Annotated in this window: 13 protein-coding genes; 5 read left to right on the top strand and 8 right to left on the bottom strand. The window is 59.5% G+C overall.

All coding sequences use genetic code 11. From position 1 onward, the window contains the following. Positions 1 to 93: 93 nt before the first annotated feature. From radB to larC, 3 genes are read right to left on the bottom strand one after another with little or no spacing between them, the layout of a single operon-like run. Complete coding sequence (gene radB / locus PHF39_RS04035; protein WP_300220438.1) at positions 94 to 768, bottom strand: DNA repair and recombination protein RadB; 675 nt, start codon at positions 766 to 768, stop codon at positions 94 to 96. A 56-nt stretch (positions 769 to 824) separates the two neighbouring features. Continuing rightward, the gene (locus PHF39_RS04030) at positions 825 to 1,388 is read right to left on the bottom strand and encodes a GNAT family N-acetyltransferase (protein WP_300220435.1); all 564 of its coding nucleotides are present in this window, start codon (positions 1,386 to 1,388) and stop codon (positions 825 to 827) included. A gap of 53 nt (positions 1,389 to 1,441) precedes the next feature. Further along, positions 1,442 to 2,638: a nickel pincer cofactor biosynthesis protein LarC gene (gene larC, locus PHF39_RS04025; protein ID WP_300220432.1), complete on the bottom strand. Its 1,197-nt coding sequence runs from the start codon at positions 2,636 to 2,638 to the stop codon at positions 1,442 to 1,444. 42 nt (positions 2,639 to 2,680) lie between these two features. On the opposite strand from larC, the gene PHF39_RS04020 reads away from it, so the two are divergent. Further along, entirely contained in the window at positions 2,681 to 5,098 is a 2,418-nt protein-coding gene (locus PHF39_RS04020) for a CDC48 family AAA ATPase (protein WP_300220429.1), read from the top strand. Between the two features lie 468 nt (positions 5,099 to 5,566). Here the strand turns inward: PHF39_RS04020 and PHF39_RS04015 are convergent, their stop codons facing one another. Next, a complete protein-coding gene (locus tag PHF39_RS04015; protein WP_300220426.1) occupies positions 5,567 to 6,373 on the bottom strand; it encodes a sulfite exporter TauE/SafE family protein in 807 nt (268 codons plus the stop codon). 67 nt (positions 6,374 to 6,440) lie between these two features. Between PHF39_RS04015 and PHF39_RS04010 the strand changes: the two genes are divergently transcribed. Continuing rightward, positions 6,441 to 7,007: an isochorismatase family cysteine hydrolase gene (locus tag PHF39_RS04010; protein ID WP_300220424.1), complete on the top strand. Its 567-nt coding sequence runs from the start codon at positions 6,441 to 6,443 to the stop codon at positions 7,005 to 7,007. Between the two features lie 41 nt (positions 7,008 to 7,048). On the opposite strand, the gene PHF39_RS04005 is transcribed toward PHF39_RS04010, so the two are convergent. Then, positions 7,049 to 7,435 (bottom strand): hypothetical protein, encoded by a 387-nt coding sequence (locus tag PHF39_RS04005; RefSeq protein WP_300220422.1) that lies wholly within the window; start codon positions 7,433 to 7,435, stop codon positions 7,049 to 7,051. 144 nt (positions 7,436 to 7,579) lie between these two features. On the opposite strand from PHF39_RS04005, the gene PHF39_RS04000 reads away from it, so the two are divergent. Both PHF39_RS04000 and PHF39_RS03995 read left to right on the top strand, forming a co-directional pair. Then, positions 7,580 to 9,121 (top strand): class I adenylate-forming enzyme family protein, encoded by a 1,542-nt coding sequence (locus PHF39_RS04000; RefSeq protein ID WP_300220420.1) that lies wholly within the window; start codon positions 7,580 to 7,582, stop codon positions 9,119 to 9,121. Between the two features lie 93 nt (positions 9,122 to 9,214). After that, complete coding sequence (locus tag PHF39_RS03995) at positions 9,215 to 9,850, top strand: ATPase domain-containing protein (RefSeq protein WP_300220418.1); 636 nt, start codon at positions 9,215 to 9,217, stop codon at positions 9,848 to 9,850. Between the two features lie 52 nt (positions 9,851 to 9,902). Here PHF39_RS03995 and PHF39_RS03990 read toward each other — a convergent pair whose 3' ends face one another. The 3 genes from PHF39_RS03990 to aspS form a co-directional block, all read right to left on the bottom strand. After that, positions 9,903 to 10,385, bottom strand: coding sequence for a hypothetical protein (locus PHF39_RS03990; RefSeq protein ID WP_300220416.1), 483 nt, complete (start codon positions 10,383 to 10,385; stop codon positions 9,903 to 9,905). Positions 10,386 to 10,463: 78 nt separating this feature from the next. Further along, the gene (locus PHF39_RS03985; protein WP_300220414.1) at positions 10,464 to 11,369 is read right to left on the bottom strand and encodes a methionine synthase; all 906 of its coding nucleotides are present in this window, start codon (positions 11,367 to 11,369) and stop codon (positions 10,464 to 10,466) included. Positions 11,370 to 11,431: 62 nt separating this feature from the next. Then, a complete protein-coding gene (aspS, locus tag PHF39_RS03980) occupies positions 11,432 to 12,724 on the bottom strand; it encodes an aspartate--tRNA(Asn) ligase (RefSeq protein ID WP_300220412.1) in 1,293 nt (430 codons plus the stop codon). Between the two features lie 167 nt (positions 12,725 to 12,891). Here aspS and PHF39_RS03975 point away from each other — a divergent pair. Beyond that, on the top strand, positions 12,892 to 13,216 hold a 325-nt coding region (locus PHF39_RS03975; protein ID WP_300220410.1), incomplete at its 3' end, for a hypothetical protein.

The following is a 13,216-nucleotide window of genomic DNA, read 5'->3' as shown; positions in this document are numbered from 1 at the left end:
TCTGTCTCACGATATAATTGTTCCAATCTTGCCTGCCTTTTGAAAGTCCGTGAGATGAAACGGGAGAGGAGACGAATGAAAAGAAGAGAGAGTCTACCGAGAGCTGATGCCATCGCCCGTGATCTCGTACTCGAGAGAAGCTCCTTCCGGCCGGGACCGGTGTTTGACCAGGCGGGCTCTCCGGATCCCGGGAGTATCGGTCTTCTCCAGCCGCACGATCACCTTCGAGATGTGTTCGAGCGCCGTGCCTCCAAGGCCGTAAAAGGTGTTCTTGACGGTATCCATGTACACCTGGTTGGTGATGATGACCGGGATCTCGTACCGCTTGGCATAGCCGAGGAGGTGGATCATCTGACGGGTGAGCGCCTGCATGGCATCGCGCCCCTTCTCAAGGTCGGTGCGGTACAACGCCGTGGCAGAGTCGATCACAAGAAGGCCCGGCTTGTGCGCTTTCAGGATCTTCTCCACCTCGAAGATCATCGATCCCTGGTGCTCGAAATCGACCGGTTCGAAGAGGAAGAACCGCTCCGCAATCTTCTCGGTATCCTCCCCCGCGATCTGCCGGAAACGCTCGGTCGAGAACCCCTCCGAGTCGATCCAGGCAACCGCATGGCCGGCCCGGAGGCACGCAACGGCGGCGACAAGGCAGAGGGTACTCTTGCCGCTTGCCGGCTCACCGTAGAACTGCGTGATCGTCCTCAGTTCGAGGCCCCCCCCAATGAGGGCGTCGAGTGCCGCGTTCCCGGTGGATCGTTTCTCGGTCTTCATGGGTCTGTTATCTCTTCCACATTGGGGCTGGTATCCTATAAAGCCTGAATACCGGGCTATTTCCGGTCGGAAACGGGGCCCTGTTTTTCCCGCAGGTAGCAGAGCGTCCCCTCTTCGGCCCCGGCGCCCGCAGGGACCTCATCCGTCTTCACGAACCCGGTCTTCTCCAGCACCCGGATGGATGCGGGAAGATCGGGATACGTTGTGGCGATGATCCGCGTTATGCCCGGGAGCGAGAAGATGAATGGGAGAAGGGCGCCGACCGCCTCGGTCGCATAGCCCCGGTTCCAGAACTCCTCCAGTACCGAGTACCCGAGAACAGCGGTATCCGGTGCCCCTTCAGCCCGAAGGATGCCGCCGTTGCCAATGAGAGTTCTCGTCCCGGTTCCCGAATCGTCAAGCACCCAGTACCATGTGGCACAGAGCGGTCCCGCCGGATCATCCTGCATCCGGAGGAACTCGCGGATAACGCCCTCGTCCATGAGCGGCGGCGGCCATGTTGCAGGTACCGTTGCCCCGAGAAGACGGGAGAGCCTGTCCCGGGCGTCCAGTTCAGCAGAAAGGATCTCCCGGGTTGCCGGAATGAGAGTAAGCCGTCTTGTTTGCAGTGGGAGCGTCATGATCGTATTCACCAGCCGGAAAACTGGGATCTTTCACCAGGCCTGAGGGGGCGCTAGTTCCGCATCTGCTGCCGGGCCTGTTCCTCAACAATCCGGAGCACATCGCGGACCGGTATCCCGATCTCTTTCGCAAACTCCCGGGCCGGCTCAAACTCCGCCTTGAGCGTATAGACCGAGCCATGCATCCACCCGAGTTTTACCGGGAGCTTCTTTCTCTGTCCCGAAATCTCCACATCGATCTCTTCAATCGTCCGCTCCGCGATGAAACGGTGGACCGAGGGAATACAGCGGATGCCCAGTGTTCCGAGTTCTCTTGCCATCAGTTCGGCGATCACTACGCTTGACTCCGGCAGGCAGATCACCCGTATCAGGTACCCCGGCCTGCCTTTCTTCATCACGATCGGGGTGGCGCTTGCGTCCCTCGCGCCTGCGTCCATGAACCGGGCGATCGCGTGGGCGATCACCTCCCCGCTCACGTCGTCGACGTTCGTCTCGAGGATGTCGACCGTATCCTCAGGGAGACCGGTGGCTGTGCCCGTTGTCTCGACAATCATCGCCCGCAGCACATTTGGCGCATGGGCCGGATCCTTTGTACCGGCCCCGTAACCGAGGGCTTTGATAGTGTAGGCCGGTAATTCACCGGGAGCACCTGCTGCTGCGTGGAACTCTGCCAGGAGTGCACCGCCGGTCGGGGTGCAGAGTTCCGCTGCATGGATCCCTGAAATTGTGGAGAGGTTTGCGTGCCGGAGGATTGCAGCAGTTGCCGGCGCAGGGATGGGGAAGGTGCCGTGGGAGCCGGTACCGGTCCCGTGGCCGAGCGTGATCGGCAGGATATGGACCCGGTCGACACCAAGAGTGTGGAGAGCCGTGCAGGCCCCGACAATGTCCGCGATTGCATCGTCGGCCCCGACATCGTGGAAATGCACGTGACCGCCATGGACCTCTTCCTCTGCGGCATTGAGCCGCTCGAAAACCCTTCGGGCCATCGCCATCGCCGGCGCCGGGACATGGGGAGCGGCAGCATCGAGCCGCTCCAGGACTTCATCCAGCGTCCGGTGGACCGGCAGGGCTTTCGTCTCGATCCGGAGTGCCTGGATCCCGGCCCGGGTCACGCGGGAGATCTTCGGTTCCGCTACCACGGCCTTCATCGCCCGCACGACGATATCCCGGTCAGCCCCGCAGTCCAGCAGGGCAGCGGTGATCATGTCGCCTGCTGCCCCGTGGAAGGGGTCGAGTATGAGGACCCTCATTATCAGTACTTATAAATCCCTGCGTATATGACCTTTAAGGTAATGCCAGAAGTGCAATTGAGGGTGGATTCCGCGTACCCCGGCGACCAGGGCGGCGGAAAGGCCCGGCTGGATCCCGAGACAATGCTCGCACTCAAGATCTCGCCCGGTGACCTGGTCGCGATCGAGGGAAAACGGAAGACTGTTGCCAAGGTCTGGCGGTCGCTTGTCGAGGACTGGAACCAGAAGAAGGTCCGGATCGACAACTTCACCCGCCTCAATGCCGGTGCCAGCATCAACGACACGGTAAGGGTAGCGAAGATCGCCGACGAAATCGAAGCAAAGCGGGTGGTGCTTGCACCCCCGGAGGACCTCCCGAAGAAGATCCCGATCGCAAACAACCCGCACGTTGTCAACGGCCTTATCGACTTTCCGGTGGTGAAGAACGACACCGTCCCGGTGATGCTCGGCCTGCCCTTCATCCAGCCGCAGATCGTTGGCTTCAAGGTCGTTGAGATCGAGCCCGAGGAAGCGGTGATCATCACCAAGAATACCTCGATCGAGTTCTCGGACAAACCCGCGGCAGGGTTCGAGGGTGTCAAGCGCTTCTCGTACGAAGATATCGGGGGGCTCAAGGACGAGCTCCAGCGGCTCCGGGAGACCATCGAGCTCCCGCTCCGGCACCCGGAACTCTTCCAGAAGCTCGGGATCGAGCCGCCCAAAGGGGTTCTCCTGTACGGCCCGCCCGGCACGGGCAAGACCCTGATCGCTAAGGCCGTTGCAAGCGAGAGCGGTGCGCACTTCATCTCGATTGCCGGCCCGGAGGTCATCTCGAAATATTACGGGGAAAGCGAGCAGCGGCTCCGCGAGGTCTTCGAGGAAGCCCGCGAGAACGCGCCCTCCATCATCTTCATCGATGAACTCGACTCCATCGCTCCCCGGCGCGAGGAAGTGACAGGAGAAGTCGAGCGCCGGGTCGTGGCCCAGCTCCTCACCATGATGGACGGCCTTGAAGAGCGCGGGCAGGTCGTTGTCATCGGCGCAACGAACCGTGTCGATGCCATCGATGCAGCGCTCAGGAGGCCCGGCCGGTTTGACCGCGAGATCGAGATCGGCGTGCCGGGTGAGCCCGACCGGATCGAGATCATGAAAATTCATACCCGGGGCATGCCCCTTGCAGAGGATGTCAGCCTTGACGTCCTCGCCCAGCAGACCCATGGGTTTGTCGGGGCGGACCTTGCAGCCCTTGCCCGCGAGGCGGCAATCCGAGCCCTCCGGCGCTACCTGCCTGAGCTCGACCTTGACGCAGAGGAGATCCCCGAGGAGGTGCTCGACAAGCTCAAGGTTCTGGCAAACGACTTCCGGAGCGCCCAGCGTGACGTGGGCCCGAGCGCTATGCGTGAAGTGATGCTCGAGGTTTCGCACGTGGGCTGGCAGAACGTTGGGGGCCTCGATTCTGCAAAGACCGAGGTGAGGGAAGCCATCGAGCTCCCGCTCACCGACCACCAGAAGTTCGAGGATCTTGGCATCGAACCCCCGCGGGGAATCCTCCTGTACGGTCCGCCCGGCACGGGTAAGACCCTGATCGCGAAGGCTGTTGCAAGCGAGAGCGGTGCAAACTTCATCCCGGTCCGCGGCCCCCAGCTCCTCTCCAAGTGGGTGGGTGAGAGCGAACGGGCTGTCCGCGAGGTCTTCAAGAAGGCCCGGCAGGTCTCCCCCTCCATCATCTTCTTTGACGAGATCGATGCCCTTGCCCCGGCCCGTGGCACGAGCAGCGACTCGCATGTAAGCGACAATGTCCTCAACCAGATCCTGACCGAGATGGACGGGATGGAAGAGCTGAAAGATGTCGTTGTCATGGGCGCAACCAACCGCCCGGACATCGTTGATCCCGCCCTCCTTCGCGCAGGCCGGTTCGACCGCCTTGTCTACATCGGTGAACCCGGCATAGAGGACCGGAAGAAGATCATCCGGATCCACACGCGGTTCATGCCCATCGAAGGCTCATCACTCGATGAGGTCGTGCAGATGACCGCCGGATTCAACGAGGACGCACTCGGTGAAATCATCGAGAAGCTCGGGAAAGAAAAAGACATCTCTGTTGCAGATTTTAAGGCAGCAACCACCCCGGTTACCAAAGAGGGAGCGGGGCTTCCTGCCGGCCTGAGACGGAGGCGCATCCTGGAGATGCTGTCCGAAAAGCAGCTGGTCCTTTCTGATCCTGCCCGCGACAAGCTGGCCGCAGACCTTGCCGGTGCAACGGAAGGGTTCGTGGGTTCGGACCTTGAGTCGCTCTGCCGTGAAGCCGGGATGCTCGCCCTCCGGGAAGGAGTCGTCACCGTGGCAAGGAAATATTTCGATGAGGCCCAGAAGAAAGTGCACCCGACGATGAACGAGAACCTCCGGCAATACTACGACAAGATCCAGCAGCACTTCAAGGGCGGGCTCCCCAAGCAGGTCCAGCCGCCGGAATACCAGTAATTTTTTCATTTTCAATATTTCCCAATTCTCTTTTCAAAAATATTAGACAGTCAAGGATCCGAAGGCTCCCCTCGACTGAGGAGATCCCACCCCTGCCGGAAGTGTAATCTCCGTCGGAGAATAATCCTCATGGGAATCCCTCCGCACCCCGAATAGCCCATTCTCAAATCAGGCGTATTTTTCCGATCGGGGGCCATTTTGACCCCTCTTGATCCAGCCGGTATTTTTCAGGAACCATGAAATTGACGTATTCGACCGGATTACCAGTCATAAACGTCAGGAAACGTTTATTTTCGCCTCCGATTTTGGTGATTTTACAACGGTAGGTCGAAAATGCGCTAATAGAACCCTAACAGATCGCGAAAGTCGCCTGCGATCGGGCTATGGGGGGGTGTTTTGGCGGCCGGATCGAGCGATCGGGTGGCCGGGGGATTTCCGGCAGAAAAATTATCGGAACATCCTGAATAATTACCCGCTCACGAGCATCGCCACACCGATCAGGACAAGCAGCCCGGCAAAGAGGATCTGCAGGTTCCTGCCGGAACACGCGTGCGCAAACCGGACACCGACCCGGGCGAACGGGATGGTTGTTGCGGCAAGGACTGCGAACGCGATAAGGTCAACGTACCCGATCGAGTACGGCGGCAGTCCGCTCACACCGATCCCGTTGACCATGTACGCAATCATGGCCCCTGCGGAAGAGAAGATGAGGCAGGCCGAGGAGGTCCCTACCGCCCGGTGAATCGGGTACCTGAGCATGATGACAAGGATCGGTACCAGAAGGGCCCCTCCCCCAAGTCCCGTCAGTCCCGAGAGGATGCCGATGAAAAACCCGATCAGGAGATACTGGCCGGTGGTCCCATGGGGCTCGCAGACCGTGCAGTCGCGGATATGCCAGACCATCCGGACTGCCATGATCAGAAGGAAGATGGCAAAGAAAACCCGGAGCAGAAGGCCCGGCAGGTGAGCTGCAAGCGTTCCCCCAAGAAGGCCCCCGAAGACCGCGGCACAGCCCATTGGCACGGCCGCCCGCCAGTCCACCACCCCGTGTTTCTGGTGGGCGAGCGCGCCACTGATCATGGTGGGGATGATCACGGCAAGCGAGGTGCCAAAGGCGATCCGTGTTGCAAGCGTGGTATCCATGCCGCCGGCGGAATAGAGCCAGAACTGGACTGGTGTCATTAAGGATCCTCCCCCGACACCAAAAAGCCCCGACTCCGTTCCGGCGATAATTCCTGTTACAGCGAGGCAGGCATACTGGAAGAGGGGATCCATGGAGGGCACCGGATTCAGTGCAGGATTATTATCTGCCGGATATCAATAGTCTAACGGGGAACAAGAAATGGAAAGACCGGCACTGTTGATCATTGACATGCAGAATGATTTCGTTTGTGAGGACAGCCCGTACCGGGTGGCAGGGGCGGCATCCGTTATCCCCAGGATCCAGGCAGTTCTTGCAGAATTCCGGAAAAGGAAGCTTCCCGTCTTTCACATCCTCCGCGTTCACCGCCCGGATGGATCCGATGTGGAGATCATCCGACAGGAGAAATTCCGGAAACACCCCTTTGCCGTTGCCGGAACGCACGGTGCTGCCGTGATCGATGAACTGGCTCCTCGTGCAGGAGAGTACATTCTTACAAAGACGCGGATGAGCGCATTCATCGGCACGGAACTTGACCTGATGCTCCGCACGCTGGGCATCACAACTGTCATTATCACCGGAATTCAGACGCCCAACTGCATCCGGACAACGGTCTTCGATGCAATCGCCTACAATTACCCGGCCATAATAGTCGACGATGCGGTGGGTGCGGCGACAGAAGAGATCCACCGGGCCAACCTGCGCGACATGGAGAACATTGGCGTCCGTATTGTCAAAAGTACCGATATACCAAGGCTGATTGGCTGAAAAAGAAAAATGAGTTATGGGAGATTGAGGCCACGGGAACTTTATTCGCAGTAGATATCATTGGCCCATTCTTCGATGATCTTTCTCGGGGGCCGCCCGCCCCGGTGGTGCCGGCGCGGCTGCGAGGAGCGGTCGTGTCCCCGTTCGTCCTCACCTGCATCGGCATCCTCTGTCTTCTCTCCCGTTTCAGCGGGAGCCTGCTGCGGCCGCGGGGGATGATCCCTCCGGAAATGATGGCGCTGCCCCCCCGGGTGACGGCCCTGTGACGGGGAGCGGTCCCTGCGGTCATCCCGCCGCCGCTGGCCGGACTGTTGCTGGCCCTGCTTCTGTTGCGCCTGAGGATTCGCCTGCCGTGATCCTTCTGGCTGCTGCTGCGGGGCATCCGGGCGGGATTCTGTCTTCTGGGGCTGTTTTGTCTCTTCCGCCATGATTGTCCGGCAGATACATCGGGCCAGAGAGAAGAAATAGTTTGGCATCGCTGCCCGCTCTGCTGCTTTCACGGGAAACCGGGGAACAGATAATGAACAACTATATACATCAGCGCCCAATTTTGTAAAAGCGGACGTTATTGTATGTCCAATGTTACCACTCTCCTGGATGCAAAGAGCGTTCCCGAAGCCAAGGCTGCACTCATCTGCCCGTCGCGGAACGAGACGTACAGCTACAAGATGCTTAAGGAGGAGATGAACCGGATTGGCGCAGGTCTTCGCTCGCTTGGGCTCAGGAAAGGCGACCGGGTCTGCATCTACCTTGACAGCTCCCCCGAGTACCTGGTCAGTTATTTTGCGATCTGGAGGATCGGCGCTGTTGCGGTTCCCACGAATATTGTGTATCGCGGGGAAGAGCTCCTGCATGTCCTGAATGACGCTGGTGCAGTCGCGGTCATCACGGACCGGCAGGATGCCCCGGTCATTGCCGGGATACGGAAGAACGCACCCGGTCTTATCCATGTCATCTGTATCGGGGGAGCCTGCGATGGCACGGTTGCTTATGAGTCGTTCCCTCCCGCTCCCGAGAACATGCGGGCCGAGAACTGCTCGACGGAGGATATCTGCCATATCCAGTACACGGCCGGGACAACCGGAAGGCCGAAAGGTGCAATGCTCACGCACGGCAACTGGATGACCGCGCTCGATACGGAACGGGACGCGCTCCGGCTCCGCCCGGTTGATACCTACCTTGGCATCTATCCCATGGGACACGTCGGGCTCTCGTGGGGTCTTTCGGTGATACGTGCCGGTGGCACCTATGTGATGATGGAGCGGTTCGATCTCGAGCGATATCTCTCTCTTGCATCACTGTATGAGGTGACCATCCTTGCCGGCATGCCCCCGGTCATCCATTCGCTCGTTCATGCAGCGGAGGGGACCGAGGAGCGGCTCCGCCATGCCCGCGTGATGATCTCAGGGGGAGGGGGGCTCCTCCCCGCGGTCTGGGAAGCGTTCGACAAGCGCTACCATATCCCGGTCGCGAACTCCTACGGCCTCTCCGAAACGATCGTCATCGGCTCCGGGACAACCACGCTGCCGGAGTACCCCCACCTGACCAAGAACTACACGAGCGTTGGCGTCGCGGTCGGGTACACGGAGATCAAGATCGTGGATACGGGCGATCCGGAGAAGGAGCTGTCGTTTGGCGAGAGCGGGGAGATCGCCCTCCGCGGGCCTGCCGTTGCGAAGGGGTACTGGAACCTGCCCGACGCCACGCGGGACGTGTTCCGGCCGGACGGCTGGTTCCTTACCGGCGACATCGGAAACCTGGACGCGGACGGGATCCTCTGCATCACCGACCGGAAAAAGGATATGATCATCATGTCGGGCTGGAAGATCTACCCGACCGAAGTAGAGAACGTGATCGTTCGTCACCCGGCCGTTGCGGATGTCGCAGTCTTCGGTGTACCGGACGAACGGAAAGGCGAGTTTGCGGTTGCAGCAGTTGTTCTCCGGCCCGGGATGAGCCTGGGCCAGGCAGAGTTCGATGTCTTTTGCCGTGAACACCTTGCTGGGTACAAGGTCCCGCGGAAACTGCTGATCGTTGAATCGCTCCCGCGGGTCCACGGGTGGAAACTCCTGAGAAGGGACCTCCGGCAAAAGTTCGGCGGATCGGGCTTATAATCCGATTTGGCGTGATATTCTGCGACAAATCGCCCCGGGAGCCCACAAACCTTTTAAGCAGCGATTCAATAATACTGTCCGGTGCAACCCCCGATGGCAGCCCCGACTGACACGAGAAGCCGGATCCAGGATATTGCCATTACCGGGAGGTCGAAGAAGCGGACAACCGGGATTGTCGGCCTGAACCTGCTCCTTGATGGCGGCTTCCCTGAAGGGGCCCTGATCATGATCTACGGCACGCCGGTTGCCGGGCTCGACCTTGCTGCCCTCCAGTTCTGGAAAGCCGAGGGTGGGGAGGAAGGTACGTACTTCATGAACGATGGCGATGTTGACATCGGCATGATCGATGCAGCCGAGCTCCATCCCGAGATGTACCTGCCGCAGATGGCGGGAGGCCGGATCGTGGTTGACTCGCTCTCGGCCATAATCCTGAAGTACGGTATTGACGGGGCGTTAAAATTCCTCCGGCTCGCCCGCGAGGATATGAAGAAACGCGGGGCGAACCTTATGTTCATTGTTTTTACCGGCATCCACTCGCCCATGGAGATGACCCGGCTGATGCGTGCAGCCGATGTGGTCATCGAGTTCCGGAACAGCGTCCAGCAGGCGGAGATCGAGCGGACACTTGCAGTCCAGAAGATCCGGGACGCGGCAGCCCCCCAGCGGCTCCTGCCCTTCATCATCACGGAAAAGGGAATCGAGGCCTCGACCACGTCACGCGTGGTGTGATCCACGAGGCTTCCCCGGCATCATTTTTCTCCCTTACGGGAACAGGCGATTATCACATCCTGACCGGAAACGGGTAGATGGCGTCGATGACCGTATACTGGTCACCCGAGGTCATCACGAGTACGACAATGACCCGGTCGTTTCCAGTCGTGCCCATGAGCGTGATGCTGTCTCCCATCTTTGGCGCATTCCGGAATTCCTGTTCCGTGACGCAATCGGAGCGGATCACGGTCACGGTCATCCGCTGGACCATGCCAAGGCCTTTACCGCCGTCGAAACGAGCCGTTATGGTCGGGTCATCGGTGATCGTGTTCCGGTCGATCGTGACACTGACGTCTTCATACGCGGGAAGTGTCTGTAAAGGCCCCGGTGTCGTAAGGCAGGACGTGCCGGGAGCCTGTGTCAGGGGGAGCGGGGTAACGACGGTGGGGGGAGTCGGGGGCACACCGTTGGTTCCGGAAGGGTGGATGCAGCCGGCAGAGAGAAGGAGTACCAGCAGGACGGTGATGGGGATTGACCAGGATCGGGAAAGCATACCAGATAGTTTTTCCCGGCTCTGGTTAAAGGATTCGCGAAAAAAAGAAAACGCAACCGGGGATCTGGTCCCCGTGGATCAGAGCGCCAGCCGCACTTCCTTTGCAGCTTCGCACATGTTCTTGAGCTTCCAGTACGCAGCCTCGCGGCTCCGCATCCGCATGCCACAGTCGGGATCGATGAGGAGGATCTTCGGGTCGAAATATTCCACGGCCTTCTCGATCCGTTTCCGGATCTCCGGCACGGTCTCGACCGTATCGGTTGTCGAGTCCACGCAGCCGTACCCGAGCATCTTGCCGGTCAGGTCCCGGCGCGAGATGATGTCGAGGTTGGCCTGGTTTTTCGAGAACTCGAAGTCAAAGACACCCACATTGTATTTCAGGATCTCGTCGATAACATTGGCGATATTTCCGCAGACATGCATGCAGACCGGGATCCGCACGGACGATGCGATCATCTCCACGGCCTGCTTTCCGGTAGCAAGGTCGGCGACACCGGTCGAGAGGATCGGCTCATCGATCTGGAGCACCGCGGCCCCGGCTGCCTCGAGGCTCCGGGCCTCGACAACAAGCGCAGCGGCAAGGTCGAGTGCCAGCTCCTCTTTGTTCCGGTACATCGGGGTGCTGATATGGAGGCCGTGGGCGAGCGTTGACGGGCCGGTGACGATCCCTTTCACTTTCGGGAATTTCGAGATCGCGTATTTCGTGTCCGCTGCGGTGATCGCGGAGGCAGCAGGCTGGATTTTCCCGACAACCTCCTGCCCTTTGATGCCCGGAAGCTTACCGGCAAATGCCCCGATCATGTCGCCCCGGATCTGGCCGTCAGAGATGATGTCGATGCCGGCCCCGATCTGGTCGGAGACGGCCGTCTCGACGGCACCGCCCAGCGGATCGAAGAGGCTTTTGAGGCCGCCGGCTTTAACCACGGGATAACTGCCAACAACCGTTGTTGCGAGCACTTTGTTGATGAAATATGCCTTGGACATGAGAAACGGCCCCGATTGTACAGATCGATTGACCCGGAAGGAAAAAAAGTTCGTGGTCAGGATTACGGGACCAGCCGGTGCATATCCCGGGGGAAGAGGACCGCTTCGCGCACGTTAGAGAGCCCGAGCATGGTCATGACCAGCCGGTCGGCTCCAAGACCCCATCCTGCATGGGGGGGCATGCCGTACCGGAACGGCTTGAGGTAGAACTCGAAGCTCCCGGGATTGAGACCCTTCTGTTTGATCTGCTGTACGAGCCGGTCATACCGGTGCTCACGCTGGGCGCCGCTCGAGAGCTCCATTCTCGGGTGCATCATGTCGAACGCCTTACAGATCGAGGGGTCGTTCTCGTGCTGCATGGCATAATAGGGCCGGATCTCGGAGGGCCAGTCTACGATGAAGTAATGGCCGCCCATCTCGGCACCGATCGCCCGCTCGGCTGCCGGGCTGATGTCGTCGCCGTACTTGATCGGCTCCTCGATTCCCTTCTTTGCAATCTCGATGGCTTCTGCGTAGGGGAGCCGGGGGAAACCGGCCTTCGGGACAGCAAAGTCCTCGACGCCGATGTTGGCGATCTGCGCGCTGCACGTCTTTTCAACGTAGCCGTACGTGTGGATGATGAGGTTCTCAAGGATGCGCATGACCTCGAGATGGTCGGCAAACGAGACCTCGATATCGATCGAGGTAGCCTCGTTGAGGTGCTTTGTCGTTGCATGCTCCTCGGCACGGAAGATCGGGCCAATCTCGTACACCTTCTCGCAACCGGCTGCCATCATCATCTGCTTGTAGAGCTGCGGGCTCTGGTTGAGAAAGGCCTCCTTGTCAAAGTAGGCAATCGGGAAGAGCTCGGTGCCTCCTTCTGTTGCCGCCGCCACAATCTTGGGCGTGGTTATGGCGGTGAAGCCGGCGTCGTGGAGGAACTGGTTGATCGCGTAACACGCAGCGCTCCGGATCTCGAAGACGGCGGCAACACGGGGCCTCCGCACGTCAAGGAACCGGGCATCGAGCCGGGTGTCGAGCTCGGCCGGGACCTTCTCGGAGACATCGAGCGGGAGGGGGGTTTCGGCAAGGCTGATGATCTCGATCGATTCCGGGACAAGCTCACGGCCGCCGGGCGCCTTGTCGATGGCCTTGACCGGGCCGCTGACCCGGACAACCGATTCCCGGGAGACTGCCTTGACCGCGGCAAGGACCTGTTCGGATACTTTCTTCTTCGGGATGGTCACCTGGATGATGCCGGTCCGGTCGCGGATGAGCATGAAGGCGAGTCCGCCGAGGTCCCTGACCTCGTGGACCCAGCCGGCGATCTCGGCGGAACCGGACGCGGGGGTGACCTGTGCAATGGGCGTGCGCATCAAAATCCTATAACAATGGGCATCGGGAGGTAATGATGTTATTGTGGGTTCGGGGCTCAATCAGAAGTCAGGGGTGGTTTTTCCTTTTCGTGGGTAACCGGACGCAGGAAACGAGAAGGATCTGCCAGGGGTTTGACGAATCCGAGACCTTTATCAAAAGGTTGAGGATGAGAAGAGTCGCAGGCTCTTCGAACCTCTCGGAACTCGAAGATTTTCCTGATGTAAAATCTTCTCCTCCTCAAGGCTCTTCGAACCTCTCGGAACTCGAAGATTTTCCTGATGTAAAATCTTCTCCTCCTCAAGGCTCTTCGAACCTCTCGGAACTCGAAGATTTTCCTGATGTAAAATCTTCTCCTCCTCAAGGTTCTTCGAACCTCTCGGAACTCGAAGATTTTCCTGATGTAAAATCTTCTCCTCCTCAAGGTTCTTCGAACCTCTCGGAACTCGAAGATTTTCCTGATGTAAAATCTTCTCCTCCTCAAGGCTCTTCGA

The sequence above is a fragment of the Methanoregula sp. genome, from assembly GCF_028712425.1.
Lineage (GTDB): Archaea > Halobacteriota > Methanomicrobia > Methanomicrobiales > Methanospirillaceae > Methanoregula.
The sequence above is the reverse complement of the archived record's forward strand: the minus strand, read 5'-3'. Positions and strand labels throughout refer to the sequence as shown.

Coding starts and splice junctions, on each gene's coding strand:
- PHF39_RS04015 (WP_300220426.1), bottom strand. CDS start 6,373: ATGGATCCCCTCTTCCAGTATGCCTGCCTCGCTGTAACAGGAATTATC.
- larC (WP_300220432.1), bottom strand. CDS start 2,638: ATGAGGGTCCTCATACTCGACCCCTTCCACGGGGCAGCAGGCGACATG.
- PHF39_RS04000 (WP_300220420.1), top strand. CDS start 7,580: ATGTCCAATGTTACCACTCTCCTGGATGCAAAGAGCGTTCCCGAAGCC.
- PHF39_RS03990 (WP_300220416.1), bottom strand. CDS start 10,385: ATGCTTTCCCGATCCTGGTCAATCCCCATCACCGTCCTGCTGGTACTC.
- PHF39_RS03985 (WP_300220414.1), bottom strand. CDS start 11,369: ATGTCCAAGGCATATTTCATCAACAAAGTGCTCGCAACAACGGTTGTT.
- PHF39_RS03995 (WP_300220418.1), top strand. CDS start 9,215: ATGGCAGCCCCGACTGACACGAGAAGCCGGATCCAGGATATTGCCATT.
- PHF39_RS04010 (WP_300220424.1), top strand. CDS start 6,441: ATGGAAAGACCGGCACTGTTGATCATTGACATGCAGAATGATTTCGTT.
- aspS (WP_300220412.1), bottom strand. CDS start 12,724: ATGCGCACGCCCATTGCACAGGTCACCCCCGCGTCCGGTTCCGCCGAG.
- radB (WP_300220438.1), bottom strand. CDS start 768: ATGAAGACCGAGAAACGATCCACCGGGAACGCGGCACTCGACGCCCTC.
- PHF39_RS04020 (WP_300220429.1), top strand. CDS start 2,681: ATGCCAGAAGTGCAATTGAGGGTGGATTCCGCGTACCCCGGCGACCAG.
- PHF39_RS04005 (WP_300220422.1), bottom strand. CDS start 7,435: ATGGCGGAAGAGACAAAACAGCCCCAGAAGACAGAATCCCGCCCGGAT.
- PHF39_RS04030 (WP_300220435.1), bottom strand. CDS start 1,388: ATGACGCTCCCACTGCAAACAAGACGGCTTACTCTCATTCCGGCAACC.